This window comes from Burkholderia sp. LFS061, from assembly GCF_047978125.1.
In the GTDB taxonomy this organism is placed as follows: domain Bacteria; phylum Pseudomonadota; class Gammaproteobacteria; order Burkholderiales; family Burkholderiaceae; genus Burkholderia; species Burkholderia pyrrocinia_C.
On the sequence record NZ_JBFPFS010000023.1, the window covers coordinates 45,846 to 71,859 of the forward strand.

At 66.3% G+C, this 26,014-nt stretch carries 27 protein-coding genes, 1 pseudogene and 1 riboswitch; of the genes and pseudogenes, 18 read left to right on the forward strand and 10 right to left on the reverse strand.

Annotated elements, in window-relative coordinates; translation table 11 throughout:
* Together ACNQQL_RS20585 and ACNQQL_RS20590 are read left to right on the forward strand one after the other, a co-directional pair.
* Positions 1–1,320 carry a DUF3422 domain-containing protein gene (locus ACNQQL_RS20585; protein ID WP_347065292.1) on the forward strand — a complete coding sequence of 440 codons (1,320 nt, stop codon included), beginning with the start codon at positions 1–3 and terminating at the stop codon, positions 1,318–1,320.
* A 29-nt stretch (positions 1,321–1,349) separates the two neighbouring features.
* Positions 1,350–1,550, forward strand: a complete 201-nt coding sequence (locus ACNQQL_RS20590) for a hypothetical protein (RefSeq protein WP_347065293.1) — start codon at positions 1,350–1,352, stop codon at positions 1,548–1,550.
* 37 nt (positions 1,551–1,587) lie between these two features.
* Here ACNQQL_RS20590 and cynR read toward each other — a convergent pair whose 3' ends face one another.
* A complete protein-coding gene (cynR, locus tag ACNQQL_RS20595) occupies positions 1,588–2,520 on the reverse strand; it encodes a transcriptional regulator CynR (RefSeq protein ID WP_347065294.1) in 933 nt (310 codons plus the stop codon).
* Between the two features lie 113 nt (positions 2,521–2,633).
* On the opposite strand from cynR, the gene ACNQQL_RS20600 reads away from it, so the two are divergent.
* The 4 genes from ACNQQL_RS20600 (at position 2,634) to ACNQQL_RS20615 (ending at position 5,158) form a co-directional block, all read left to right on the forward strand.
* Positions 2,634–3,293 carry a carbonic anhydrase gene (locus ACNQQL_RS20600; RefSeq protein WP_347065295.1) on the forward strand — a complete coding sequence of 220 codons (660 nt, stop codon included), beginning with the start codon at positions 2,634–2,636 and terminating at the stop codon, positions 3,291–3,293.
* 30 nt (positions 3,294–3,323) lie between these two features.
* Positions 3,324–3,794 carry a cyanase gene (cynS, locus tag ACNQQL_RS20605; RefSeq protein WP_072438272.1) on the forward strand — a complete coding sequence of 157 codons (471 nt, stop codon included), beginning with the start codon at positions 3,324–3,326 and terminating at the stop codon, positions 3,792–3,794.
* Positions 3,795–3,910: 116 nt separating this feature from the next.
* A complete protein-coding gene (locus ACNQQL_RS20610; protein ID WP_034181908.1) occupies positions 3,911–4,378 on the forward strand; it encodes a nucleoside deaminase in 468 nt (155 codons plus the stop codon).
* Positions 4,379–4,723: 345 nt separating this feature from the next.
* On the forward strand, positions 4,724–5,158 hold the full coding sequence (locus tag ACNQQL_RS20615; protein ID WP_347065296.1) for a GNAT family N-acetyltransferase: 435 nt from the start codon (positions 4,724–4,726) through the stop codon (positions 5,156–5,158).
* A gap of 89 nt (positions 5,159–5,247) precedes the next feature.
* On the opposite strand, the gene ACNQQL_RS20620 is transcribed toward ACNQQL_RS20615, so the two are convergent.
* Positions 5,248–6,144: a LysR family transcriptional regulator gene (locus ACNQQL_RS20620; protein ID WP_347065297.1), complete on the reverse strand. Its 897-nt coding sequence runs from the start codon at positions 6,142–6,144 to the stop codon at positions 5,248–5,250.
* 138 nt (positions 6,145–6,282) lie between these two features.
* On the opposite strand from ACNQQL_RS20620, the gene tam reads away from it, so the two are divergent.
* A complete protein-coding gene (tam, locus tag ACNQQL_RS20625; protein ID WP_347065298.1) occupies positions 6,283–7,068 on the forward strand; it encodes a trans-aconitate 2-methyltransferase in 786 nt (261 codons plus the stop codon).
* Positions 7,069–7,098: 30 nt separating this feature from the next.
* Here the strand turns inward: tam and ACNQQL_RS20630 are convergent.
* A pseudogene (locus tag ACNQQL_RS20630) lies at positions 7,099–7,176 on the reverse strand (GNAT family N-acetyltransferase); the annotation flags it as partial.
* Between the two features lie 148 nt (positions 7,177–7,324).
* Between ACNQQL_RS20630 and ACNQQL_RS20635 the strand changes: the two are divergent.
* Both ACNQQL_RS20635 and ACNQQL_RS20640 read left to right on the forward strand, forming a co-directional pair.
* Positions 7,325–7,984, forward strand: a complete 660-nt coding sequence (locus ACNQQL_RS20635; protein ID WP_347065299.1) for a M24 family metallopeptidase — start codon at positions 7,325–7,327, stop codon at positions 7,982–7,984.
* A gap of 240 nt (positions 7,985–8,224) precedes the next feature.
* Positions 8,225–8,548, forward strand: a complete 324-nt coding sequence (locus tag ACNQQL_RS20640; protein ID WP_047901809.1) for a winged helix-turn-helix domain-containing protein — start codon at positions 8,225–8,227, stop codon at positions 8,546–8,548.
* Positions 8,549–8,575: 27 nt separating this feature from the next.
* Here the strand turns inward: ACNQQL_RS20640 and ACNQQL_RS20645 are convergent, their stop codons facing one another.
* Both ACNQQL_RS20645 and ACNQQL_RS20650 read right to left on the reverse strand, forming a co-directional pair.
* Positions 8,576–9,922 carry a DUF2325 domain-containing protein gene (locus ACNQQL_RS20645; protein ID WP_347065300.1) on the reverse strand — a complete coding sequence of 449 codons (1,347 nt, stop codon included), beginning with the start codon at positions 9,920–9,922 and terminating at the stop codon, positions 8,576–8,578.
* Positions 9,923–10,016: 94 nt separating this feature from the next.
* Positions 10,017–10,565: a hypothetical protein gene (locus tag ACNQQL_RS20650; protein WP_347065301.1), complete on the reverse strand. Its 549-nt coding sequence runs from the start codon at positions 10,563–10,565 to the stop codon at positions 10,017–10,019.
* Positions 10,566–10,648: 83 nt separating this feature from the next.
* On the opposite strand from ACNQQL_RS20650, the gene ACNQQL_RS20655 reads away from it, so the two are divergent.
* Positions 10,649–10,909, forward strand: coding sequence for a hypothetical protein (locus ACNQQL_RS20655; protein ID WP_347065302.1), 261 nt, complete (start codon positions 10,649–10,651; stop codon positions 10,907–10,909).
* Positions 10,910–10,999: 90 nt separating this feature from the next.
* Entirely contained in the window at positions 11,000–11,404 is a 405-nt protein-coding gene (locus ACNQQL_RS20660; RefSeq protein WP_347065303.1) for a nuclear transport factor 2 family protein, read from the forward strand.
* A gap of 152 nt (positions 11,405–11,556) precedes the next feature.
* Here the strand turns inward: ACNQQL_RS20660 and ACNQQL_RS20665 are convergent, their stop codons facing one another.
* From ACNQQL_RS20665 to ACNQQL_RS20680, 4 genes are all read right to left on the reverse strand, one after another.
* Positions 11,557–12,441 (reverse strand): helix-turn-helix transcriptional regulator, encoded by an 885-nt coding sequence (locus tag ACNQQL_RS20665; protein WP_347065304.1) that lies wholly within the window; start codon positions 12,439–12,441, stop codon positions 11,557–11,559.
* 524 nt (positions 12,442–12,965) lie between these two features.
* Entirely contained in the window at positions 12,966–13,835 is an 870-nt protein-coding gene (locus tag ACNQQL_RS20670; RefSeq protein ID WP_347065305.1) for an XAC2610-related protein, read from the reverse strand.
* Positions 13,836–13,882: 47 nt separating this feature from the next.
* The gene (locus ACNQQL_RS20675; protein ID WP_347065306.1) at positions 13,883–14,251 is read right to left on the reverse strand and encodes a hypothetical protein; all 369 of its coding nucleotides are present in this window, start codon (positions 14,249–14,251) and stop codon (positions 13,883–13,885) included.
* 24 nt (positions 14,252–14,275) lie between these two features.
* Positions 14,276–14,668, reverse strand: coding sequence for a helix-turn-helix domain-containing protein (locus tag ACNQQL_RS20680; protein ID WP_347065307.1), 393 nt, complete (start codon positions 14,666–14,668; stop codon positions 14,276–14,278).
* Between the two features lie 136 nt (positions 14,669–14,804).
* Between ACNQQL_RS20680 and ACNQQL_RS20685 the strand changes: the two genes are divergently transcribed.
* The 6 genes from ACNQQL_RS20685 (at position 14,805) to ACNQQL_RS20710 (ending at position 22,412) form a co-directional block, all read left to right on the forward strand.
* Positions 14,805–15,437: a glutathione S-transferase C-terminal domain-containing protein gene (locus tag ACNQQL_RS20685; RefSeq protein WP_347065308.1), complete on the forward strand. Its 633-nt coding sequence runs from the start codon at positions 14,805–14,807 to the stop codon at positions 15,435–15,437.
* 107 nt (positions 15,438–15,544) lie between these two features.
* Positions 15,545–15,931 (forward strand): hypothetical protein, encoded by a 387-nt coding sequence (locus tag ACNQQL_RS20690; protein WP_347065309.1) that lies wholly within the window; start codon positions 15,545–15,547, stop codon positions 15,929–15,931.
* 91 nt (positions 15,932–16,022) lie between these two features.
* The gene (locus tag ACNQQL_RS20695) at positions 16,023–17,315 is read left to right on the forward strand and encodes a TolC family protein (protein WP_347065310.1); all 1,293 of its coding nucleotides are present in this window, start codon (positions 16,023–16,025) and stop codon (positions 17,313–17,315) included.
* 11 nt (positions 17,316–17,326) lie between these two features.
* Positions 17,327–18,850 (forward strand): efflux RND transporter periplasmic adaptor subunit, encoded by a 1,524-nt coding sequence (locus ACNQQL_RS20700; protein WP_347065311.1) that lies wholly within the window; start codon positions 17,327–17,329, stop codon positions 18,848–18,850.
* Complete coding sequence (locus ACNQQL_RS20705) at positions 18,847–22,053, forward strand: efflux RND transporter permease subunit (RefSeq protein WP_347065312.1); 3,207 nt, start codon at positions 18,847–18,849, stop codon at positions 22,051–22,053. Before ACNQQL_RS20700 ends, ACNQQL_RS20705 begins: the two co-directional genes overlap by 4 nt.
* The gene (locus ACNQQL_RS20710) at positions 22,044–22,412 is read left to right on the forward strand and encodes a copper-binding protein (RefSeq protein WP_347065341.1); all 369 of its coding nucleotides are present in this window, start codon (positions 22,044–22,046) and stop codon (positions 22,410–22,412) included. Before ACNQQL_RS20705 ends, ACNQQL_RS20710 begins: the two co-directional genes overlap by 10 nt.
* Before the next feature lie 121 nt (positions 22,413–22,533).
* Here ACNQQL_RS20710 and ACNQQL_RS20715 read toward each other — a convergent pair whose 3' ends face one another.
* Positions 22,534–23,544 (reverse strand): sodium:calcium antiporter, encoded by a 1,011-nt coding sequence (locus ACNQQL_RS20715; protein WP_347065313.1) that lies wholly within the window; start codon positions 23,542–23,544, stop codon positions 22,534–22,536.
* A 112-nt stretch (positions 23,545–23,656) separates the two neighbouring features.
* Positions 23,657–23,793, reverse strand: a riboswitch (yybP-ykoY riboswitch).
* A 469-nt stretch (positions 23,794–24,262) separates the two neighbouring features.
* On the opposite strand from ACNQQL_RS20715, the gene ACNQQL_RS20720 reads away from it, so the two are divergent.
* Positions 24,263–25,972: a methyl-accepting chemotaxis protein gene (locus ACNQQL_RS20720; RefSeq protein WP_347065314.1), complete on the forward strand. Its 1,710-nt coding sequence runs from the start codon at positions 24,263–24,265 to the stop codon at positions 25,970–25,972.
* Positions 25,973–26,014: the final 42 nt, after the last annotated feature.

Sequence of the window (26,014 nt, forward strand, 5' to 3'; positions counted from 1 at the left end):
ATGATGGACCATCCGTTGCGCGCCGCACTGGCCGCGGAATTGCATGCGCGGCCGTTCCTGCGGCTTGCCGAAGCCGTGTCGCTCACGCATTACGCGATCTATGCGGACGGCCAGCCCGACATCCACGAAACGCTGCTGCACGCGCTGTGCCGCGACACCGGCATTGCCGCGCCGCACGAAGGCGCGACGCACTACGCAGTGCAGTCGCCGTGCGGCTGGCACCTGAAGTGGGAACGTCACACCGAATTCTCGACCTTTACGTTCGTCGCGCCGCGTCGCGACACCGGCTATTTCGACGATCTCGCGATCGAAGGCATTCCGGCCGCGTGGTTCGCACGGCTGGCCGGCATCCGCTTCGTCGCGGTGCGGATGGAACTGCTGTCGGGCGATGCCGCGCGGCTCGTCTGCGGCGACCTGCGCCGCTGGATCGACGGGCCCGCGCTCGTCGGCAGCAACGTGCTCGGTGGCGGCAAGGTGTTCTGCGACTGGCATGTGCGTGACGACGGCTTCATGCGTTTTCTCGTCGTCGACGAGGATTTCCGCGAGGAGCAGGGCGGCCGCCTGCTGCAGCGTCTGTACGAAATCGAAACGTACCGGATGATGGCGCTGCTCGCGCTGCCCGTCGCGCGGCGGATGAGCCGCGAACTCGACGAGATCCACGCGGCACTGCATGCGCTGATGCAGCGGATGGACGCGAGCGGTGCCGACGGCGACGACGCTGCGCTGCTCGTCAAGCTTACCCATCTCGCGGTGCGGGTCGAATCGCTGTCGGGTTCGGGCGCGCGTTTCAGTGCATCGCGCGCTTACGAGAAGCTCGTGCTGGCGCGCATCCAGGAATTGCGCGAGGAGCGTATCGAAGGAATGCCGACGATCGCCGAATTCATGGAGCGGCGTTTTGCGCCGGCGATGGAGACGTGCCGCAGCGTGTGGGCGCGCCACGAGCAGATCGCCGCGCGGATCGCACGTGCGGTCGACCTGTTGCGCACGCGCGTGAACCTCGCGCAGGAAAAGGACGTGACGCGCCTGCTGGCTGGAATGGAGCGCACCGCGCGCAATCAGCTTCATCTGCAGCACGCGGTCGAAGGGCTGTCGGTGGCGGCCATTTCGTACTACGTGCTGTCGCTCGCGACGGCGGCGTTCAAGGCGTTGCACGTGATGAACCTGCCGGTCGATCCGGAGCTGGCGGAAGGCCTGCTGATCGCGCCGGTCGTGTTCGCGGTGATTCACATCACGCGGCGCACGCGCGCGCAGCTTGCGCGATCGGAGGCCGCGCATGACGGCGCGCCCGCGCATGCGGCGGAGTTGAAGCAGGCCAGTTAGAACATCAACGACATATCAAAGGAGTGGAGATGACTTTTTCGCAGAAGCAGTCGGGGTTCTTCAGCGGTTTCGACGCATTCGACGAACCGGCACCGGAAGACGCGGGCGTCCCGGAAGAGGCGCGCGTGACGTCGTATCAGGCCGTGCTGCAGGAGCCGATGACGTCGCTCGTCGGGAATACGCACGATCGGCCGGACGTCGCGGCGGTGGCGATTCTTGGCTACAACTGACGCGTTTCTTCGCGTCGATTCGATGTAATTCTGGCGTTCATTTGCCGGCCGCCCTTTGGCGCGCCGGGCGTGAATCGCCTTCCCGCTTTCCCTTTCCCGCCCCTAGCGCGAGCGCCAACTCGACGAACGCGCGCGCGGCCGCGCTCCGGTACGCCCCCTTGCGCTGCAGCAGTACGGCCGTGCGCCGCAGCACGGTCGGATCGAGCGCGACGGCGACGAGATCGTCGTGCCCGGTCGCGATCGTCGCGGGCAGCAGCGTCGCGAGATTCGTGCGGCGCACGATCTCGATCACCGCACCGAGCGAATTCGCTTCCATCAGCACACGCGGCCGCACGTCGTGCTCGCGGAAATAACGGTCGATCTGCACGCGCGTCGCGAACTCGGCCGTGAGCAGCACGAGCGGCGCGTCGTGCAGCACGCGCAGGCCGGCCTTGCGTTTCCCGGCAAGCGCGTGCCGACGGTTCACGACGAGCGCAAGCGTCTCGACCAGCAGCGTCTTAGCTTCGATATCCGCCGTCCGCACCTCCTCGAACGCGATGCCGACATCGAGCTCGTCGTCGACGAGCAGCGCCTCGATGCGCTCCTGCGACATCTCGCGCACCGACAGCGACACTTCCGGATAGCGGCCGTGAAACGCCTCGACGAGCGGCCCGACGAGATAGCTCGTGAAGGTCGGCGTGACCGCGATCCGCAGCGAGCCGCGGCTGAGATCCTGCACGTCGTGAATGGCACGCCGGCCTTCCGCGAGATCGTGCAGCGCCTGCCGCGCATAGCGGAAATACACGTCGCCGGCGTCCGTCAATCGCGTGACACGCCCGGTGCGGTCGAACAACTGCGCGCCGAGCGTCTCCTCGAGCTGGCGGATCTGCTGAGACAGCGCGGGCTGGGAAACATGCAGCGCGGCGGCCGCGCGCGTGAAGCTGCGGTGTTCGGCGACGGCCAGGAAGTAGTTGATATGGCGCAGCAGCATGGCGATTCCTATAAGTCGTGCTTATCCGGTTGATCATAAATCAGTCTTTTACGTTATTGGAAGTCCGGCGTAACCTGCCCTTCATCGATTTCACCCACACCGGAGGACACGCGATGAAGGACATCATCGAAGGCTTTCTGAAGTTCCAGCGCGACGCCTATCCGGAGCGCGCCGCGCTGTTCCGCGATCTCGCGCGGTGCCAGAACCCGCGCGCGCTGTTCATCTCGTGCTCGGACAGCCGGCTCGTGCCCGAGCTCGTCACGCAGCGCGAACCGGGCGATCTGTTCGTGATCCGAAACGCCGGAAATATCGTGCCGTCGTACGGCCCCGAGCCGGGCGGCGTGTCGGCCTCGGTCGAATACGCGGTGACCGCGCTGCGCGTGACCGACGTCGTGATCTGCGGGCATTCCGATTGCGGTGCGATGACCGCAATCGCGACCTGCCAGTGCATGGACCATATGCCGGCCGTCGGCCACTGGCTGCGCTACGCCGATTCGGCGCGCGTCGTGAACGAGGCGCGCATGCATCGCAGCGAACGCGAGCGGATCGACTCGATGGTGCGCGAGAACGTCGTCGCGCAACTCGCGAACCTGAAGACGCACCCTGCCGTGCGGCTCGCGCTGGAAGAAGGGCGTCTCGCGCTGCACGGCTGGGTCTACGACATCGAATCCGGCTGCATCGACGCCCACGACGGCGCGACCGGCCGGTTCGTCTCCCTGGCGGACCATCCCGACGTCCGCGCCACACCCGCGACGCTTCCCGTCGCGGCCTGAACCGTTCCTACCCAACCACGAGGTATTGCCATGATTCAGTCACAGCACAGTCAGACCGCCCGCCACGCGCTTGCGGAGACCGTCGTTCTCGCGAAGGCGCGCAAGAACCTGTCGTTCGCGCAGCTCACCGAAGGCACGGGCCTGAGCGAAGCGTTCGTCACGGCCGCGCTGCTCGGCCAGCACGCGCTGCCGGCTGGCGCCGCGCGCGTCGTTGCCGACAAGCTCGGCCTCGACGACGACGCGGTGCTGCTGCTGCAGACGATCCCGCTGCGCGGCAGCATCGACGATCGCGTGCCGACCGACCCGACCATTTACCGCTTCTACGAAATGCTGCAGGTATACGGCACGACGCTGAAGGCGCTGGTTCACGAGAAGTTCGGCGACGGCATCATCAGCGCGATCAATTTCCGGCTCGACGTGAAGAAGGTCGACGATCCCGAAGGCGGTTCGCGCGCGGTGATCACGCTCGACGGCAAGTACCTGCCGACCAAGCCGTTCTGACTGTTCAGACGCCTGCGCGGCGTCGCGGACCAGCGCCGCCGCGCAGGTTCGCCCGACGTGAGTTGGCGATCGGCCGGCGCACGTTCCCGCCATTCCGTTTCAATGAGGACACAGTCATGGATTTTGTGAAACGCACGATCGATCTCGCGATGAAGAACGTGGAAGAGGGCGGACGCCCGTTCGCGACGGTGATCGTCCGCGACGGCGAGATCGTCGCGGAGAGCCCGAACCTCGTCGCGCAGACCAGCGACCCGACCGCGCATGCCGAGATTCTCGCGGTGCGCGATGCGTGCCGCAAGCTCGGCACCGAACACCTGACCGACTGCGAGATCTACATCCTCGCGAGTCCGTGCCCGATGTGCCTCGGATCGCTGTACTACTGCAGCCCGAAGCGCGTGATCTACATCACGACGCGCGAGGACTACGCGCCGTTCTACCGCGACGACCGCAAGTACTTCGAGCTCGACACGTTTTATGCCGAATATGCGAAGCCGATCGGCGAGCGGCGGCTGCCGATGGTGCAGCAGAAGCACGGCGACGCGATCGGCGTCTACCGGCGCTGGCAGGAACTGAACGCGAAGTGACGTGATCCGCGCGACGCACAGGTCGCACGGCGTAGCCGCCTCGGCTGCGCGTTTTCCCCATCCTTCGGTTCGCCCGGCGGCTTTCATGCCGCCGGGTATGTCGTGCGCGAGCGGCGCAGCGTGATCGACATGAAGGCGGCGTTCGCGGTGGTGTGTGCCGACGCAACGCGACAACGTGCAACAAAGCGGCGGGCGCGCGATGCGCCCGCCGTTTGTGCTTTTGCAGCGGCAGCGCCGGTTGCACTCGATTCGGCCGCATGCCGATGCGCGGGCGACGCGCTATAGTCGTGCGACGCCCGCAGGGTGCTGCACGCCCGGCGGCCTTTTCACGCACGCGTTCGCCTGATGACAGCCCATCCCGACGTTACCCTTCAATTGACCGACACCGAGCAGCCGGCCGCACGAGACTTCATCAGCCGCAAGCTCGGCGAATTCAACCACGCGATGACGGGGCGCGCCGATGCGGCCGCGCTCGACGTCTACGTGACCGATCCCGCGACCGGCGAGGTATTGGGCGGCCTCACCGGCCGGACTTCGCTCGGCCTGTTCTTCATCGATCTGTTCTACCTGCCCGAATCGCTGCGCGGCGGTGGATTCGGCAGCCGGCTGCTGCGCGAGGCCGAAGCGGAAGCGAAACGGCGCGGGTGCGCACGCGCGGTGCTGTACACGATCTCGTTCCAGGCGCCTGACTTCTACCGGAAGCAGGGTTACGAGACCTTCGGCGAAGTGCCGTGCGAGCCGGAAGGGGCCGCACGCGTGTTCATGGTCAAGATATTGTGAGCGCGTTGTCGCGGCTACGGGCCTGTTCCTGACATCCGCCGACATCGCAAGCGGGTGGCGGCAAGCGCAATGCCCATCCCGCTCGCGAATCACCGCCCAGGCGTCGCGCGTTCGACGATCATGTCGTAGAGCGCCCGCGCAGCGGGCGACAGTTGCGCGCTCTTGCGCGTGACGAGCACGAGCGTGCGCGACACCGACGGCTCGACGAGCTCGATCGTGCGGATCATCGGATACGCGTTCTTCTGGATCGCGAGTTTCGGCACCACGGCCGCACCGAGCCCTTCGGCGACGAGCCCGAGCGCGGTCGAGCTGCGCTGCACTTCGTAGAACGAATGCAGCGACACGCCGCTGGTCTTCAGCGCGCCTTCGAGCAGCCCGCGATTGCCGCTCACTTCGCCGGCGAAGATCAGCGGATGCGGCTGCAGCGCCGCCCAGCGGATGCGTCGCCGCTTCGCGAGCGGATGATCGTCGCGGCAGACAAGCACATACGGGTCGTGCGTGAGCGGCACACTGACGAGTTCGGGGTGCTGGTCGCCGGCGATGCTGATGCCGAATTCGGCTTCGCGCCGCAGCACGGCCTGCAGCACCGATGCCGACGCGTGATCGAGGATCTTCACGCGATCGTGCGGCCGGTGTCCGGAGAACGCGCGCAGGATGCGCGGCAGGTATTGCACGCCGACCGTCGGCACGCACGCGATCGTGACGTCGCCGCGCTGGCTCAGGCCCGTCTCGCGGATTTCGGTCAGCGCATCGGAAAGTTCGTTCAGCAGCCGCCGCGCTTGCGGCAGGAACCGCCGGCCGATCTCGGTCAGCGTGGTGCGGCGCGTCGTGCGTTCGATCAGCGCGACGCCGAGAAACGACTCGAGCTTGCGCAGCCGCTGCGTGATTGCCGTCTGCGTCACGTGCAGCGTGTCGGCCGCCTGCCGGAAGCTGCCGCCGTCGGCGATCGCGACGAAAGCCTGGACACCGAGCGTATCGATCTTCATCAGAAATTTGAATCAATAACGATATTAAATTCATTTTACTGAAGCGCTGCGCCAGTCGCAGAATGCGCTGCATCGGCGGCCGCATGCATCCCGCACCCGAATTCGGCGACGCCGACCATGCCGACAAGGAGAACCATCGTGACGACCCCACTCGATCAATACGCGAGCCAGTACGTGCAATTCGAGGACGAACGTACGCGGCCGGTGCGCAACCTGCTGGCCGCCGTGCCGCGCACGCCGATCCGCACGGCGATCGACATCGGCTGCGGGCCCGGCAATTCGACGGAAGCGCTGATCGCACGCGCACCCGACGCGACGATCCACGGGATCGACGCATCGGCGGACATGATAGCGGCCGCACGCAAGCGCCTGCCGGCACTACGTTTCGATATCGCCGATGTAGCCGCGTGGGACGATCCGGGCTGCTACGACCTGATCCTGTCGAACGCGGTGCTGCAATGGGTGCCTGCGCACGACACGCTGTTTCCGATGCTCGTCGGCCGGCTCGCGCCGGGCGGCCATCTCGCGGTGCAGATGCCCGACAATCTCGACGAACCCGCGCACCGGCTGATGCGCGAAGTCGCCGCGGCCGGGCCGTGGGCCGACAAGCTGAAAGGCGCGGCGCGCACCGAACGGTTCGACGCGCGTTACTACTACGCGCTGCTGTCGCCGCTGTGTTCGCGCGTGGACGTGTGGCGCACGACCTACTACCACCCGCTGCGCGGGGGCGCGGACGCGGTCGTCGAATGGTTCAAGGGCAGTGCGCTGCGGCCGTTCCTCGCGGCGCTCGATGACGGCGAACAGCGAGCGTTCCTCGCGCGCTATCGCGAGGTGCTTGCCGGGCCGAACGGCTATCCGGCACTCGACGACGGCACCGTGCTGCTGCCGTTCCCGCGCCTGTTCATCGTGGCGACACGGAAATAAGGCGGTAATGACGTGGCGGGCGGCGCCGCGTCAGCGCACCTGCCGCACCGATTCCGGGTCGACCGTGCGGCTCCATGCGGTCTGCCCGTCGCGCAGGTCCTTGTACCAGCTGGATTTCGATGTCGGTCCGGTGCGGGCATCGGCGCGCGACGAAACGCGACAAAGCATCGGTCCGGAATTCGATATATTCTCCTGTACATATCGAAGTGACAATCAACCGTATCGCCCCACATTCACCAAGCACGGGAGCACCATTTTGAATTCGACGCACCGCGAAGCCGTCGGCGAAGCCTTTTCGCTCGACGCGATGCAGCATGCGAGAACCATGACGTGGCAGGCCGTCGACGCGATCGCCGCGGGCATTCGCCCCGGCATGCGCGAATCGGAGGCCAATGCGCTGGGGCTGAGCGTGCTCAACGATCTTGGGATGGACCGAATCTGGCATCCGATCCTCGTCCGCTTCGGGGAAAACACGTTGCGCACGTTCAAGGAGCGTTCGGTGGCGGACCCCGTTCTCGCCGACGACGACATCTTCTTCATCGATCTCGGCGCAGTCTGGGCGAAGCACGAGGGCGACGCCGGTGCGACGTTCGTGTGCGGCGACGATCCGGACATGCGTGCGTGTGCGCGCGCGGCGGGCGTCATCTACGGCGAAGTCGAGCATCACTGGCGGACCACCGGATGCGCGGGCATCGCGCTGTACGAATTCGCGGCGCAACGCGCCGACGCGCACGGCTTCCGGCTGAATGTCGACATCAAGGGGCATCGCGTCAGCGATTTCCCGCACGCGATCTACAAGGCCGGCAATCTCGGCGATTTCGACGGCGCGCCGGCCGCCGGCCTGTGGATCCTCGAGATTCAGATCGCGCATCCGACGCGGCCGTTCGGCGCGTTCCACGAAGACCTGCTCGTGTAAGCGTGGCGCCCGGCGGCGCGCGAGATGCATGCGCGCCGCTGCTGTTCCCGGGCGCCGGCCTCCTGCCTGCACCACGTGACGCGGCCGGCCGGCATCGTCGCGCGCGTGCTCGCGATCCGAGCGCGGCACGTGTGCCGCCGGCGTTTGCCGCGCCGGCCATCGTGTATGCTTGCCCGCATCGTTCTAACGGCAAACAACATGAAGACTTCGGCACACCCCAAGCCAGAGGTGCGGTTCAGGATGCGCATCCAGCAGGCCGATACGATCGCGCTCGGCCCGGGCAAGGTCGCGCTGCTGGAGGCCGTGCGCGAGCATGGTTCGATTTCGGCGGCGGCGCGCAGTTTGAAGATGTCGTACCGGCGCGCGTGGCTGCTGATGGATGAACTGAACCGCTCGCTGAAATCGCCGGCGACGGTGTCCGAGCACGGCGGGCAGAGCGGCGGCGGCAGCGTGCTGACGCCGGTCGGCGAGGAGATCATCCGCCTCTATCGGGGGATCGAGGAGCGCGCATACGCCGCCTGCGCGGACGAAATCGCCGCGCTCACGAAAATGGTGCGCCGCTGAAGGGATATTGCGCCGCCGCCGGGTTGCCTAGCCGTGCCGCAGGCAAAAACGCGGCATGTCGCCCGCGGCTGCGTCCGGCGCGATGACATCGCGTGCCTGCGCATCGAGCCGCCCGATCAATTCGACGAAGCTGGCGACGCTCGCGGTCCGCAGCGGGTAGTACGCGATGTGATGGCGTTCGCAGATGCGCTTGAGCAGGTTCATCGAATCGTGATCGATGCAGTCGACCGGGAACACGACCATGTGCGCGCCCGGTAACGCCGTGGCCAGCAGGCCCTTGCGATCCTCGATGCCGCCGTCGTGCATCGTCACTTCGCCGCCTGCAGTCTCGACGATCCGCCGGATCGCCCGGTTCGAACCGGGCCGCCCGCCGACATAGACGACGCGCCTGTGCCGAAGTATCGACAGCGTGTCCACCGTCTGCTCGGCCGGATCGTCCGTCGACGCCTGCACCGCCCGTTCGATCGCGCTCGCCTCGGCGCGCAGCGTCTTCACCATCGCCATCAGGTCGTCGAGCCGCGCGCGCATCGCGCGGGCGCTCGCCTGTTCCGCGGCGATACGCTGTTCGACCGCCTCGCGGCGGCTCGTATGCAGCGCGAGCCGTTCGTCGCGCGAGGCCAGCGCTTCGCGTAGTGCGTGCACTTCGTCGCGCAACGCGGTTTCGGCAGCCGGCGGCTGCGCGCTCCGGCGCGCGTTGATCGCCTCCAGTTCCTTCAGCGCCGCGTCGCGCTGCGTGCTTATCTCGTTCAGGCGTGCCTGCTGCCGCTCGATCTTTGCCTGCAGCGCCGCATTCTCTTCCTCCAGCGCGACCAGCCGCCGGATATCGGCGCGATTGGCCGCGCCGACCAGGTGCGACAGCATGTGCAGGTCGCCGAACGCGGCCTGGCGCACGCCCATCGTCGTGCGCGGATGCGTCATCAGCGCCCAGTACGCGGACGGAATGTCGCCGCTCTTGAGTGCTTCTTTCCAGCGTGCGAGGAGTTCGTCGGCGTCCTTCGCGTTGTCGAACGCGCGTATCGCACCGGCATAGCGCTCGTCGAGCGCCTTGTGCAACGCCTTGGCGCCGGCCGTGCCGTCGATCGCGAGCTCGACGGCCGCGTGATGGATCTCGAGGTCGGTGGCGTGCTGCCGGTCGAGATCGGTGAATTTCGGCACGAGCCGGCGCAGTTCGTGCGTGGTCAAGCAGGTGCCGATGATCGAGCAGTGCAGATTCGCATCGAGTTCGGACAGGCGCGCGCGGCGGGTCAGCTCGGCCAGTTGCGCACGCGACGGCGCGCAGCATGCGTCGATCCGCGCGCCGGTTGCCGCGGACGGATGGCCGCCGGACGACGAAAGGCCGGCCGTGCGGGCAAGGCGAAAGGGCGGGGCGTGCATGTTGACCTCTATCCGGCACTGTCGGACCGGAGACGGATGCGCGAAAGATTTTCGAAATATACCACGGAATATAACGAGGGAAATTCCGGGGAAATCACCAGGAAATACGGGGTGCGCCGGTCAGCAGAGCGCGGCGGAGCGGTCGGTTTGAGGTCGTACGGCCGGGAGAGCGCGGTCGAGACGGGAGCGATGCCGGCGCGTGGCACGCCATCACGTACTCGACACACAGCCCGACCAGCAGCACGTCGACGCGCTCCAGCGCGGTGACCGCGTCGCGCATCGCGGCCGGGTCGTTGCTGAACGCGTCGGAGAACACGTCGTCGCGCGTGCGTTCGAGGCCGCGCGCCTGCCCGATTGCATATTCGAGGTCGGGCAGGCGCGTGAAGCGCGCGGCGCGCTCGAGCGCCAACAGCAGCTCGCGCAGGCTCATCGCGGACAGCGTTTCGTCCGTGGCAGTCGAGAATAGCCGGATGAAGCGTGCGACGCTGCCGCGCAGGCGCCGGAACGCATCGACGACGTCCGTGACCTGCTGCGCGCGCCCGTCGCTCGGCAACGGCCTGAGCGCGCTAATTTTGCACGTCAGTATCGGCGTCTGGTCGCGTGCGGCGCGCAGCGGTGCGCGATCCGTCGGCGTGCGGGGCATGGCGTGTCTCCGGTGGTGCAGATGTCGATATATTCTATGGGATATATCGAGCGCGCAAAACGGCACTTCGAGGATCTCTGTGAATGTCGCTGATCGACCCGTTGCCTTCGTTCGTTTCCGCCGCGGAAACGGCGGCTTTCGGCATGCGTCCGACGCCCGTGCCGTGCGCCGGTTTCAAGGCCTATCCCGTATCGAGCCGACTTTGCGTCGGCGTGCGCGACCACCATCGCAGATGGTCGCCGGTGGCCGGCAAGATTCAGGTGCATGTCGTCGTGGCGGCAGGATGGCGGCGTCCCGGATTGCTTATATCAAATCGGCGTCGCTCGATTGCTCGCCAACCCTAGGTGTGTCGTCCTGCGGTTCGACTATGCTGAATTGACGGCAGCCCGGGCTTCGCGCCTCGATGCTGCGAGCGGCGATGACGGGAGGGCACGATGATCGAGCAAAGCAACGTTCAACTGGTGCAACAGGCGTACGCGGCGTTCGGCAGGGCCGATATCGACGGCATCCTGCAGACGCTCTCCGAAAGCGTCGACTGGTTCATACCGGGGCCGATTGGCATGATTCCGTTCGCCGGCAGAAGACATGGACCTCAGGAGGTCGCGGCGTTCTTCGGGGTGCTTGCATCGACGCAGACCGCGGAACGGTTCGAGCCGCTCGAGTTCATCGCCAGCGGCAACAGGGTCGTCGTGCTCGGCACACAACGCTGGTATGTCCATTCGACCGGGCGCACGTACGAGGACGAGTGGGTGCATCTGTTTACGATCGAAAACGGAAAGATCACGGCGTTTGCCGAGTATCACGATACCGAGGCGGAAGCGGCGGCACATCGGCAGTGACGGCGTTGCTCGTGCGCCGGCTGTCCGGGAACCCGGTGCGAATATTCCAGCCGCCCGCGCGAAGATTTTGACGTTGCACCGTTGACATCGACGGGGCTTGATGCGAGTGGCGCCGGCACATCGACGCGGCGCAACCGAAGGCGGCCGCGCAGTCAGTGCGCGTTTGCGGGCGGCACGGCGCCGTCCTGCGATCCGGCGGAAGGGAATGCGGTGGTGGCCGACCCCCACGCGGCGAGTTCGCGTTTCGTGCGTACACCGAGCTTCGCGAACGCGCGCTTCACGTACGACTCGGCCGACGCGACGCGCACACCGAGAATCCCGGCGGTTTCCGGTACGGTCTTGCCGGAGATCAGGTGCTTGCAGGTTTCGTATTCGCGCTTCGACAGCTTCACGCCGTCGGCCGCGATCCGCGCATCGAACTGCGCGAGCGGATGGACTTCGGGCATCGGATGCGCGACGCGCCGCACGGCCGTGGTCGACGCATGCAGTTCGAGCAGCGGGAACAGCATGTCGCTGATACTGCGGAAGCGGTTCATCTCGGCGAGCGTGAACGGCGGCCGGTCGCGGCCGCGCTCCAGCGCGATCGAATGCTGCGAATAGCGCGTGCCGCGCGCGAGCACGCATTCGTGCCCGATATGCACGTCGTCGAACAGCCGCTGGCGGAATTCGCCGGGCGGGATCGCCGCGATGTCGCGCACGACGAGCATCGTGCCCGTCTTGCCGCGCAGCCCCGCGAACAGCGGGTCGCTGTCGAGAAAGCGCTCGTAGTAGAGCGTCATCACGTCCGAGATGTCCGACGTCGCGGTGCCGATGCCGCTGCTGCCGATCCATTCGCATCGGTAGCCGGTGGGCATCGTGCGGTCGACGCGCGAGCGTTCGACGTGCGCGACGTCGAGCGGCACCACGTCGTTCAGCAGTTGCGTGAGGCGCGGCACAAAGTGCGGCGTGCCGACCGTCTCGATCAGCTCGCCCAGCGCCTTGAACGACACGTTGAATCGGTCATTGTCGCGGTGGAAGGGGTTCACGTTCGGCAGCATGCGGTTCCCCGGTGAGAGGCGGCGGGATTGTAGCGATTGCGGTGAAAAACGTCATTAAGGGGAAACACCGGCGGGCGTCCTGTCGGCCTGCCCGTCTGCGTCAAACATCGCTTTTCCCCCTGGAGGAAGACATACCGGGGCAGTGTAAATGAGTCACTGCTGTCTCTGCTTTTTTCAATCGAGAGACGAAAGATTCAGATGGTCAACATGCGAAGCTGTTCCCGTCCCGGCGCGGCCGGATCACTTCGACGTCGGTGATGCACGGGCTGCCGAACGCGGTGCGCCGACGATGCCTGCCGGCTGCTACATGCGAATTACTTGCTCGACGTGGCCGGCAATCCGTACGACCTCGCGCTCGACGGGTTTCAGCCGTTCCGACACGCAGGGCGAATGGCGTTGGGGCGAACGTTAGAGCCGTGATGCGAAGTGCGTGAATATTTGAGCAGGCATCCATATTAATGTGAAGTTGCGCGTTCAATATGTGGGAAAGCCGCGCGAGGCGGGCAGGCCGGATGCGGTGCGTGTCAGCCGCCCGCGGGCATGGCGTCCTTCGCGCTGATCCAGCCCGTCACGGCGCCTACGCGCGGATTGCGATAGACGACCTTCAGCCACTTGAAGTCGGCAGTCGCGTCGACCAGTTCGAGCGTATCGCCCGCGACGACGTAGCGCCGCGTCGGCGCATCGTTCATGGCCTCGTGCAGCGGCACGCGCGACGCGCGCACCTTGAACGTGACCTTGCCACCGCCGTAGGCCTGCGGGCGGCGCGACACGCGCTTGCCGTGCTCGTCGTAGGTCAGCAGCATCGACGACGGGCCCGAATCGCCGTCGAGCAGGTCGCGCAGGTCGTCCGGCGTCGCCTCGCTGGACTGGTACAGATACATCCTGCCGCCGGCGTCGAAGCGGTATGCATCGGTGTACCAGCTCGGGCCGCCGCGGCACGAGTTGTAAAGCGTGCGCTCCTTCGGCTTCGCTTCGACGTTGATCAGGCCGTCGCAGTTGCCGTGAGGCATGTCGCTCGCCGGCATTTGCAGCGGCTCGAACTGCTGGCGCGCGGCGTCGTACAGGTAGATGCCGTAGTTTTCGTTGACCATGCCGAGCAGCGCGTGCGCCGCGAGATCGCGGTGGCCGTCGAAGTTGTAGTCGTCCGATGCGAGGCGGTAGCGGCCTTCCTCGTCGGTGGCGGTGACGTCGAGCATCTGGGTTTTCCCGCCCGGCAGGAAGCGGACCGTGATGTGCGCGCTGTCGGCGCGCTCGACGCGCGCCGTGACGGTGTCGTCGACCTTGAACGCGAGCAGCGGTTTGGCCGCGTGTGCGGCGGCCGGCATCGTTGCGCACGCAACGAGCAGCAGCGCGGCGACGCGCGGAAACGGTCGGAATCGCAGGGATCGCGTCATGAGCGGGTGTCGGAAAGAAGGTCGAAAATGGGCGTGCATGCGACCGGTTAGCCGCGTGTGCTTTCGTCGCGATAGCCGCTCTTGCCGACGAAGATCTCCTTCAGCGCCGCACGCAGCGCAACCGGATCATATTGGCCTGGCGCGAGATGGATCACGTAACGCGTTTGACCGTCGAGACGCGCGGCGATGCCCGGTTCGATCTCGACGTCGATCGAGTCGTCCGTCAGGCGCACCGACAAATCCTTGACGCGCAGGTTGATCTGGTCGCGCACCATCACTTCGATCAGCGTGTCGTCCGGAAAGCGCGACAGCGCGAAGCAATAATCCTGCTCCGCGTCGTGACAGTAGATGTTGGCGAAGCTTTCGTCGTCGTCGAGGTCGGACGTTGCCGCGCCAACGGTAGCGTGAAGGTCCATGAACGTAGGTTCCTGCGTAATAGGTTATCGGGGGGAGCGGCTTGCAGTTTCGATCGCAGCCGCGGCTTCGGGCGTCGCGCCGGTATCGCACGACGCATCGGCATCGCGCGCCTTCAGCCACAGCCCGAATTCGCGCATCACTTCGACGACTGGCCGCAGCCGGTCGCCGTCCGTGGTCAGATCGTACTCGACGCGCACCGGCACTTCAGGATAGACGGTCCGCCGCACGAGGCCCGCGTCTTCGAGCGCGCGCAGGTCGAGCGTCAGCATGCGCTGCGAGATGCCCGGCATGTCGCGGCGCAGGTCGCTGAAGCGCCGCGGCCCGTCGAGCAGATACGACACCAGCAGCAGCCGCCAGCGGCCGCCGAGCAGGCGCATCGCTTCTTCAACGGAACATCCTGTCGCACTCGTTTTCATCCTGCTGACCCCTGGTCGGTAAATTTTTTGTGACTACGGCACAAACGACTGCCGTCTTCCCGGCCGTGCGCCGATGCGAGATATTAGCGCCCGCGTCGCGGCGAATCGATACACGGACAACCAACGAAGGAAACGCATGAAGCTCTATCACGCTCCCGGAAGCTGTTCGCAGGCGATCCGCATCGTGCTGCACGAAGGCGACATCGACGCGCAGATCGTCAACGTCGACGCGCGCAAGCATGTCGTCGAAGGCGGATGCAACTACTATGACGTGACCGAACTCGGCTACGTGCCGCTGCTCGAACTCGACGACGGCACGATGCTGCGCGAAGGGCCGGTGATCGCGCAGTATCTCGCGGATCTGCGCCCGGAAGCCGCGCTCGCGCCCGCGTACGGCACGCTCGCGCGCTACCGGCTGATGGAGTGGCTCAACTTCCTCGGCACCGAGATCCACAAGGGTTTCATCCCGCTGCTGTACGCGGTGCAGGCGGGGAAGTACGTCGAGCCCGCGCGGCAGAAGCTCGACAGCCGCTTTGCATGGATCGACCGTCAGCTCGACGGCAAGGCGTTCGTCACGGGCGACACGTTCAACGTCGCCGATGCGTACCTGTTCGCGCTGACCGGCTGGGGCAAGGCCGACTGGATGCGCTCGGTGTACAACGCGGATATCGACCTGAGCCGGTATGCGCATCTGCGCGCGTGGTACGAGCGCGTTCGCGAGCGGCCGGCGGTGCAGGCCGTGCTGGCGGCGGACGGCCTGTCGCGGTAGCGCGCAGAGACGGTCGCGGATACGGTGCGTCATCCCGCCGTACCGCGACCGTTCCTTCATATCGACGCACCGCCACGCAGCAAAAATGCCGCGCTATAATCGCCGCCATGAAACTGCTTCGGACCTTCATCCTGCTGCTGCTTTGCGCGGTGCTGCCCATCAGCGGGCTGGCAGCCAGCGGTCTGACCGGTGAATGTCCGATGCAGCACACGATGTCGATGGAAGCGGATACCGGCATGAAGATGTCCGCCGACATGAGCGATTGCGATTCGATGAAGTCGCCCGCCGCCGACAGCGCGAAAGCGAAGGCCAAAGCCAAGGGCATGGCCTGCAAGGTGACGGCCCAATGCCAGTTCGGCAGTCTCTATCACCCTGCCGTCCGCGTCGACGTCACCCGTCCCGCTGCATTCGCCAGCACGATCGTCTTCCACTACACGCAGTCCGTCCCGGTCCGCGACCCGAGCGGGTTGTGGCGCCCTCCACGCATTAGCTGATCCCGTCCGACCGGTTCACCGCCCAGGCGGTGAGGTTCGTCCTGTGCTCAGGACGTGGAATCCCTTTGGGTTCCGACGTTGGGGTTAGACCATGTCATTCGATTTCGGCACGCCGCGCATGCGGCGTGCGTGTCGGCGCGCGCCCGTGCTGTGGGCCGCGCTGCTGGCGGCGGGCGCCGTTCACGCGCAGCAGTCGCCGTTCACGCTGGACGCCGCGCTGCAGTCCGCCACCGATCATTCCGCTTCGATGCAGGCCGCGCAGGCTTCGGTGCGCGCGAGTTCGGAAGCGGCCGTCAAGGCCGGCCAGTTGCCGGACCCGATGCTCAAGGCCGGCATCGACAACCTGCCGGTCAACGGCGGGCAACGCTTCACCGTCGGCCAGGACTTCATGACGATGCGTCGCATCGGCATCGAGCAGGAATGGGTGTCCGGCGACAAGCGGCGGCTGCGCTCGGCGCTGGCCGACGAGCAGGTCGGCCGCGAACGCGCGGGCTATCTCGTGCAGCTCGCCGCCGTGCGCCGGCAGACCGCGACGGCCTGGCTCGACGCCGTCTTCGCAAAGCAGGTGCTCGGGCTCCAGCAGGCGCTGCTCGCGCACATGAACCATGAACTCGACGCGACGCAGGCGTCGTATCGCGGCGCGAAGGCGAGCGCGGGCGACGTCGTGCAGGCCCGTGCGATGCTCGCGCAAACGCAGGATCAGGTGCTCAAGGCGCAGCAGGCGTATCGCACCGCACTCATCGCGCTTGCCCGCTGGACGGCCACGCCGGTTGCGGACGTGACGGGCACACCGCCCGCGCCCGAATCCTTCGTGTCTTCGCTGCCGCCTGACGAACTGCGTCTGTCGCAACCGGCGCTCGTCGCCGCCGCAGGCGACATCGCGGTCGCCGAAGCTGACACCGCGGTCGCGAACAGCGAGCGCAGCCCGAACTGGACGTGGGAAATCGCGTACCAGCAGCGCGGTGGCGCGTATTCGAACATGGTGTCGGTCGGCGTCTCGATTCCGTTGCCGATCAACCGCAAGAATCGCCAGAACCGCGACGTCGCCGAGAAGGCAGCGCTCGCGACGAAGGCGCGGCTGATGTACGAGGACACGCTGCGTCAGGTGCAGGCCGATATTCGCACGCAGTCCGAAACGCTGGCGAGCGGCCGCGAACGCATCGCGAACCTGAGCGCGGCGCTACTGCCTGCCGCCGATCAGCGCGTGCTGCTCGCCAATGCCGCCTACCGGGCCGGCACGGGGTCGCTTGCCGATACGTTCGCCGCGCGGCGCGCGCAACTGGAAGCGCAGTTGCAGGTGCTCGATCTCAGGCGCGACGTGTCGCAGACCTGGGCGCAGCTCGAATATCAGGTCGTGCCGGCGACGCTGGCTGCCGCGCAGTGAAGGAGAACCTCATGACGAAGCAATCACTGGCGCGTGCGGCGCTATTGACGTTCGCTGCCGCGGCGCTGCTCGGCGCCGGCTATTTCGCGGGCGTCCGCCATGCGGCGGGCGGCACGGGGGCGGTCGCGGCGCCCGCTGTCGCACCAGCCGGCGAGACCGATCCGAAGGCGGGACGCAAGGTGCTGTACTGGCACGACCCGATGGTGCCGAACCAGCACTTCGACAAGCCGGGCAAATCGCCGTTCATGGACATGCAGTTGCAGCCCGTCTACGCGGACGACGGCGGAGGTTCGTCGGGAATCCGGATCGATCCGGGCCTGCAGCAGAACCTCGGCATTCGCTATGCGACCGTCCGACGCCAGCAGACGGCGGCCGGATTCGACGCGGTGGGCACCACGCAGTTCGACGAATCGCGCGCGGACGTCGTCCAGTCGCGCGTCACCGGCTACATCGACCGTCTCTATGCACGCGCGCCGATGCAGCGCATCGCGAAGGGCGAGCCGGTCGCGTCGCTGTTCGTGCCGGACTGGCTCGCGCCGCAGGAGGAATATCTCGCGCTCAAGCGCGGCGGGATGGACGGCAGCCTGCTCGATGCGTCGCGTGCGCGCATGCGGGCGCTGTCGATTCCCGACGGCATGATTGCGAATCTCGATCGCACCGGCCGCGCGCAGACGCACGTCGTGCTGAGCGCGCCGGAAACCGGTGTCGTCAGCGAGTTGAACGTGCGCGACGGCGCGATGGTCGCGCCCGGGCAGACGCTCGCGAAGATCGCCGGGCTGTCGACGCTGTGGCTCATCGTCGAGGTGCCGGAAGCGCTCGCGTTGAACGTGCAGCCGGGGATGTCGGTCGACGCGACGTTCGCGGGCGATCCGGCGCGGCACTTCACCGGGCGCATCCGCGAAGTGCTGCCCGGCATCAGCACGGGCAGCCGCACGCTGCAGGCGCGCGTGGAGATCGACAACGCAGCGCTGAAGCTCACGCCCGGCATGCTGATGCGCGTGCGCGTCGCCGCGAAGGAGTCGGCTTCGCGCCTGCTCGTGCCGTCCGAAGCGGTGATCGCGACCGGCAAGCGTACGATCGTCATCGTGAAGAACGGCGACGGCAGGCTTCAGCCGGTGTCGGTGACGGTGGGCAACGACGTCGGCGGCGACACGGAAGTGCTCGACGGGTTGAACGAAGGCGATACGGTCGTCGCATCGGGGCAGTTCCTGATCGATTCCGAGGCCAGCCTGAAAAGCGTGCTGCCGAAGCTGGAGCGGGCCGCGGGAGCAAGCGCGCCGGCATCGTCCGCAGCAGCAGCGGCGCCGATCTACGAAACCACCGGCAAGGTCGAGAAGGTCACGGCCGACGACATCACGTTCTCGCATCAGCCGGTTCCGGCGCTCGGCTGGGGCGCGATGACGATGGCGTTCGGCAAGCCGTCGGCACAAGCGTTCCCGGACGTGAAGCCGGGCCAGACGGTGCGCTTCGCGTTCACGCAGACCGACGACGGCTACCGGCTGACGAAGGTCGAGCCGCAAGGAGGTGAACGATGATCGCGCGCATCATTCGCTGGTCCGTCCGGAATCGCTTCCTGGTGCTGCTCGCTACGGTGCTGATCGCCGCATGGGGCGTTCATTCGCTGCGGCAGACGCCGCTCGATGCGTTGCCCGACCTGTCGGACACACAGGTAATCGTGAAGGCGTCGTATCCGGGCAAGGCGCCGCAGGTCGTCGAGGATCAGGTGACCTATCCGCTGACGACGACGCTGCTCGGCGTGCCCGGCGCGAAAACCGTCCGCGCGTACTCGTCGTTCGGCGACGCGTTCGTCTATGTACTGTTCGACGATCGCACCGACCCGTACTGGGCGCGTTCGCGCGTGCTCGAATACCTGAGCCAGGTGCAGAGCCGGCTGCCGGCGGGCGCGACCGTGTCGCTCGGGCCGGATGCGACCGGTGTCGGCTGGGTGTACGAGTACGCGCTAGTCGACCGAACCGGCCATCACGATCTCGGGCAACTGCGCGCGCTCAACGACTGGTTCCTGAAGTTCGAGCTGAAGGCGGTGCCGGACGTATCCGAAGTCGCGAGCATCGGCGGCATGGTGCGCCAGTATCAGGTCGTGCTCGATCCCGACAAGCTGCGCGCGTACGGGATCACGCAGGCGGCGGTTGCGGACGCGCTTCGCCAGGCCAATCAGGAGTCCGGCGGATCGGTCGTCGAGCTGGCCGAGTCGGAGTACATGGTGCGTTCGTCCGGCTACCTGCGCGCGCTCGACGATTTCCGGCACGTCGTGCTGCGCACCGACGACGCGGGCACACCGGCGCTGCTCGGCGACGTCGCGCGGATCCAGGTCGGCCCGGCGATGCGGCGCGGGATTGCGGAGCTGAACGGGCAGGGCGAGGTGACGGGCGGCGTGATCGTGATGCGCTCGGGCAAGAACGCGCTCACGACGATCGACGCGGTGAAGACGAAGCTCGCCGACCTGAAGCGTTCGCTGCCGCCCGGCGTCGAGATCGTCACGACCTACGATCGATCGCAACTGATCGAGCGCGCGGTGGGCAACCTGAAGGACAAGCTGATCGAGGAATTCGTGATCGTCGGCATCGTCTGCGCGGTGTTCCTGTTTCATCTGCGCAGCGCGTTCGTCGCGATCCTGTCGCTGCCGCTCGGCGTGTTGGCCGCGTTCATCGTGATGCGCTACCAGGGCGTGAACGCGAACCTGATGTCGCTCGGCGGGATCGCGATCGCGATCGGCGCGATGATCGATGCGGCGATCGTGATGATCGAGAACGCGCACAAGCATCTGGAAGCATACGACCACGCGCATCCCGGCGAGCCGATCACGGCCGCGCGCCGTTGGGAACTCGTCGCGGCGTCGGCGGCGGAAGTCGGGCCGGCACTGTTCTTCTCGCTGCTGATCATCACGCTGTCGTTCATTCCGGTGTTTTCGCTGGAAGGGCAGGAGGGCAAGCTGTTCGCGCCGCTGGCGTTCACGAAGACCTACACGATCGCCGCGGCCGCCGGGCTGTCGGTCACGCTGGTGCCCGTGCTGATGGGCTATCTCGTGCGCGGCCGCATTCCGCGCGAGAACGCGAATCCGATCAACCGCGTGCTGATCCGCCTCTACCGCCCGCTGCTCGAAGCGACGCTGCGGCGCCCGTGGTTCGCGATCGGCGTCGCCATCGTCGCGCTCGTGCTGACGGCCGTGCCGTTGTCGCGGCTCGGCGGCGAATTCATGCCGCCGCTCGACGAAGGCGACTTGCTGTACATGCCGACCGCGCTGCCCGGCATCTCGGCCGACAAGGCGAGTGAGCTGCTGCAGCAGACCGACCGGCTGATCAAGACCGTGCCCGAGGTCGACACCGTGTTCGGCAAATCGGGACGCGCGGATACCGCGACCGACCCGGCGCCGCTCGAGATGTTCGAGACGACGATCCGCTTCAAGCCGCGCAGCGCATGGCGGCCCGGCATGACGCCGGAGAAGCTCGTCGACGAACTCGATCGCACGGTGAAGGTGCCGGGCCTGTCGAACGTGTGGGTGCCGCCGATCCGCAACCGGCTCGACATGCTGTCCACCGGCATCAAGACGCCGGTCGGCGTGAAGATCTCCGGGCCGGACCTGACGGGGATCGACGCGATCGCGACGCAGGTCGAGGCGGCGGTGAAGCACGTGCCGGGCGTCACGTCCGCGCTCGCGGAGCGGCTGAACGGCGGCCGTTACATCGACGTCGACATCGACCGGCTCGCCGCCGCGCGCTACGGGCTGTCGGTCGCCGATATCCAGTCGGTCGTGTCGTCGGCGGTCGGCGGCGAGGACGTCGGCGAAGTGATCGCGGGGCGCGAGCGTTTCCCGATCAATATCCGCTATCCGCGCGAGATCCGCGATTCGCTCGAGAACCTGCGGCAACTGCCGGTCGTCACGGCACGCGGCGCGCAGATCCGCCTCGGCGACGTCGCGCGCATCGCGATCGCCGATGGTCCGCCGATGATCCGCAGCGAAAACGCGCGGCTGTCCGGCTACGTGTATGTCGACCTTCGCGGCACGGATCTGAGCATGGCGGTTCGCGCGATGCAGCAGGCCGTCGCGCAACAGGTCGCATTGCCGCCCGGCTATTCGATCGCGTGGTCCGGGCAGTTCGAGTATCTCGAACGCGCGGCAGCGACGCTGCGCACCGTCGTGCCGGTGACGCTCGTCGTGATCTTTCTGCTGCTGTTCCTCACGTTCGGCTCGGCGGCCGATGCGCTGCTGCTGATGTCGACGGTGCCGTTCGCGCTGGTCGGCGGCTTCTGGCTCGTGTGGGGGCTCGGCCATGCGGTGTCCGTTGCGACGTCGGTCGGTTTTATCGCGCTCGCGGGCGTGGCCGCCGAATTCGGCGTCGTGATGCTGCTGTACCTGAAAGGCGCGCTGACGCGCCGGCTCGACACCGGCGAACCGCTGACCGATGCGTTGCTGCTCGACTCGATTCGCGAAGGCGCGGTGCTGCGCGTGCGGCCCAAGGCGATGACGGTTGCCGTCGTGCTCGCCGGCCTCGTGCCGATCATGGTCGGGCACGGCGCCGGCTCCGAAGTCATGCAGCGCATCGCCGCGCCGATGGTCGGCGGCATGGTCACCGCGCCGCTGCTGTCGATGTTTGTCATTCCCGCCGCGTGGCTTCTGCTTCAGCGCCGCCGTGTGCGACGCGCGAGCGATGCGCGGCATTCCGATGCAGTTCCTCACGGCATGAACGTGCCGTCCACCCAAACCGGAGAATCACGATGAAGAAACTGATTGCTGCCACCGCTGCCGTTCTCGCGATCGGCGCTCTTGCAACGCCGGCCTTTGCCGCCGGCGACATGTCGGGCATGGACATGTCCGGCATGAAGATGTCGTCCGATGGCTCGGCCGAGTCGAATGCCGCGCTGACCGATGCCGAAGTGAAGAAGGTCGATGCCGCGACCGGCAAGGTCACGCTGAAGCACGGCGCGCTCGACAACGTCGGAATGCCGCCGATGACGATGGCGTTCAAGGCGAAGGACGCGGCCATGCTCGCGCAGGTGCATGTGGGCGACAAGGTCAAGGTCCGGATCGAGAACGTCAACGGCACGATGACGATCGTCAAGCTGGTGAAGGCATCCTGATCGTCCGGATGCGGGTGTTGCTTTCGCCCGCGTCAATGCAGTGAAGCGCATCGCGCGGACGCGGCGGACGTTGCCGCGTCCACGCGCGTGTGCGTGTAGGGCAATGCGCCCGATTCCGGCGTCAGCGCGCCAGCGTCAGGAACAGATACACCACATAACCCGCGCCGTTCGCCAGCAACGCCCAGATCGCGAGCCCGCGCGGCCGGGCATTGACGCGCAGCCACGCCGCCGCCGCGAGCGTAATGATCACGCCGGTCAGCACTTCGAGGCGCGGCTCCCATGGCGTCAGCATGATGCCGATCGCCGGCAGCAGCGTGCCCTGGAACACCATCGCGCCGGTGATGTTGCCGAACGCGAGCGTATCCTTCTTGCGGTGGATCCACAGCACGCTGTTGACCTTCTCCGGCAATTCCGTGGCAATCGGCACGATGATCAGCGACAGCAGCAGCGCCGATATGCCGAGCACGTGCGACGCGCCCTCCACGCCGTGAATGAAGCCCTTCGCACCGCCGACCAGCAGCGCGACGCCGAGCAGCAACTGCAGCGCGATGGTCGCCAGGTTGGTCGGCAGGCCCGTGCGCGCCAGGAACATCGTGTGCGGCGCCTCGGTGCCGTGCCCGGCATCGACGAGCTGGTTCGACGCGCGGAACGTCATCACGACGTACATCGCATAGATGCCGACCAGCATCGCGGAAAGCAGCGCGCGCACGGCCCAGTTGTGATGCGGGACGAACATCGCCGCGGTCGCCAGCGAGAACGCGGCCAGGAAGTAGTTCATGTCGCGCACGAAACCCGTGCGTTCGGGCGCGATCGTGCCGCGCAGCCCGCGCGAGCGGATCACGGCGAGCGTCATCAGGAACGTGGTGAGCGTCGCGAGCATCAGCGGCGCGCCGAGAATCGCGCCGACGCCGATTTCCTCGTTCACCGCCTGGTTCGCCGTGCCGCCGGCCAGCGCGAGCAGCGGCACCATCGTTTCGGGCAGCGCGGTGCCGACGGCCGCGAACAGCGAACCGGTCACGCCTTCGGAAATCTTCAGGCGTTCGCCGAGATGTTCGAGCGCATTGGTGAAGAGTTCGGCGGCCACGAGGATCACGAGCAGCATGAACGCCAGTTCGACGAACATGAACGTCATGCGGCACCTCCGCAGGCTGGTGCGTAGCGGGCGATGGGGCGTGGGGGAACGGCTGGGAGGAACATGGGAACTCCGTGGTCGGACGCTGACGAACCATGGCACATCCGCCGACGTCCGACCAGGAACGACGCGATGCGCCCATGGTCTCGCCAGACCGAATCGGCCGAACGCGCCACGGCCGAAAGCCGAGTGTGTTGACGCGTTCGCTTTCCGGGGACGGAAAGCAGGCTACTCCCCAAAGACGGAGGGCAGTCTAGCGGAGCGGATTTCTTTCGACAAGCCTTCGTTTCGAAAAAATGCTTCTTCGCGGATTTCCGTGGATGTCGCTGTCCGACCTCGAGCCGCCCTTCATGCCAACTATCGTGTATGACCGTTACCTGATCGTGAACGTCCGTTGACACGCCTCCTGGTCCTTGGCGCATTGATTGGTCGCCCTGAATGTGCCGGAATCCACCAGGCGCTGATCGTCTCTTGTCCGCTCCCTCGAGCCCCCGTTCCGGCGTCCGGCGTTTTTCTCCCGTGGCGCCCGCGCGTGCATTTATCACATATCGGCAGCCAGCATTTTGGCAAGTTCTGCAAGGGACTGCTCCTGAATCGACTGCTAATCGCGATCGATCTCGGGCCGTTATCTGCAAGTATTCCGTCGAAGCTGCACTCTGCAGAGTGCAGCTTCGCACCTTCCCCTACCCGTTGGTCAATCTGCAAGGTCGGTAAGCACATGAAGCTGTCATTTGCGCAGAAACTCTGGTTGCCACTCATCCTGAGCCTGCTGTGTCTCGCCGGAATATCGATCTATAACGCTTACCAGACTCGAGAAATGCGGCTGGAGGAGCGCAAGGCAGACCTGAAACATGCAGCGGAGATCGCGCTGAGCGTGGTCAAGACCTTTGGCGATCAGGCTGCCGCCGGCGCCATGCCGGTGGCGGAAGCCCAGAAGCGGGCCTTGGACAGCGTCCGGAATATGCGGTACGGCGAAGACGGTTACTTCGTGATCCTCAATTCGCAGCCGACGGCACTGATGAACCCTGCAAAACCGGAACTGGAAGGCAAGGACGTCGGCGATTTCAAGGATCCGAACGGCGTCTACTTCTTCAGGGACACGGTCGCCGTCATCAAGCACGCCGGTCGGGGTTTTACCGCGTATTCCTTTCCGAAACTGGGGAGAACCGAAGCCTCTCCGAAAATCGTCTACAACGTGACCTATCAGCCGTGGGACTGGATTCTCATGACGGGGCTTTATGTCGACGACCTCGATGCTGCATTCCGCTCGACGCTGTACCAGAGCCTCGGGATTCTGGTGGTATTGGCCGGCGCCCTGTCGGTTGTCGTGTTGCTGTTCAACCGCGGCATCTTGCGCTCACTGGGCGGTGAGCCGTCCTATGCCGCCGAGATTGCAAACCGGATCGCCGGCAACGATCTGACCGCCGTGGTGAAGACCGCACCGGACGACCGATCGAGCCTGCTTTTTTCGATGAAGTGCATGCAGGAGCAGCTCACGCAGACGATCGGTACGATCAAGGTTTCGGCCGATTCGATCGCTACCGCCACGCACCAGATTGCGGCGGGCAACCAGGACCTGTCGCAGCGCACCGAAGAGCAGGCCGCCTCGCTCGAGGAAACGGCGGCCAGCATGGAGCAATTGACCTCTACCGTCACCCAGAATGCCGACAATGCCAGTCAGGCCAGCCAACTCGCCGCGCAGGCTGCCCAGGTGGCGGAGCAGGGCGGCACTGTCGTGTCACGCGTGGTGGAAACCATGGATGGCATCAACGCCAGCTCGGACAAGATCGCCAACATTGTCGGTATCATCGAGAGCATCGCGTTCCAGACCAATATCCTCGCGCTGAATGCGGCTGTCGAAGCGGCGCGGGCGGGTGAGCAGGGACGGGGTTTCGCGGTGGTCGCCTCGGAAGTACGCTCGCTGGCACAACGCTCCTCGGCGGCGTCCAAGGAAATCAAGGAGCTGATCCACGATTCCGTGGAGCGCGTGCAGGCAGGTGCCGGCCATGTACGGGAAGCGGGTGCGAAGATGCGCGAGATTACGTACGAGATCAGGCGCGTGACGGACATCATGGGGGAAATCACAGCCGCATCGCAGGAACAGAGCAAGGGTATCGGCCAGGTCAACCAGGCCGTCACGCAGATGGACGAAGTCACGCAGCAGAACGCGGCGCTGGTCGAACAGGCGGCGGCCGCCGCCAGCTCGCTCGAGTCGCAGGCGGACGATCTGAAAGCGTCCGTTTCAATGTTCAGACTGAACGCCTCGCGCGACGCCGAAGTCAGCCGCCCTGTCACGCAAACGCAAACGACTGCGGCTCCGACTCCGACGCGCACCAGAACCCCAGCCAGGTCAGCCCCGGATCGGCCCGCACCACCGCCCGTTCTGGCAGCGCAAACCGCCGCGGCTGGAGAATGGGACAGCTTTTAGGCGGCCATCCGCGTCACGAGTGACTGACAGGCAGAGCAAACC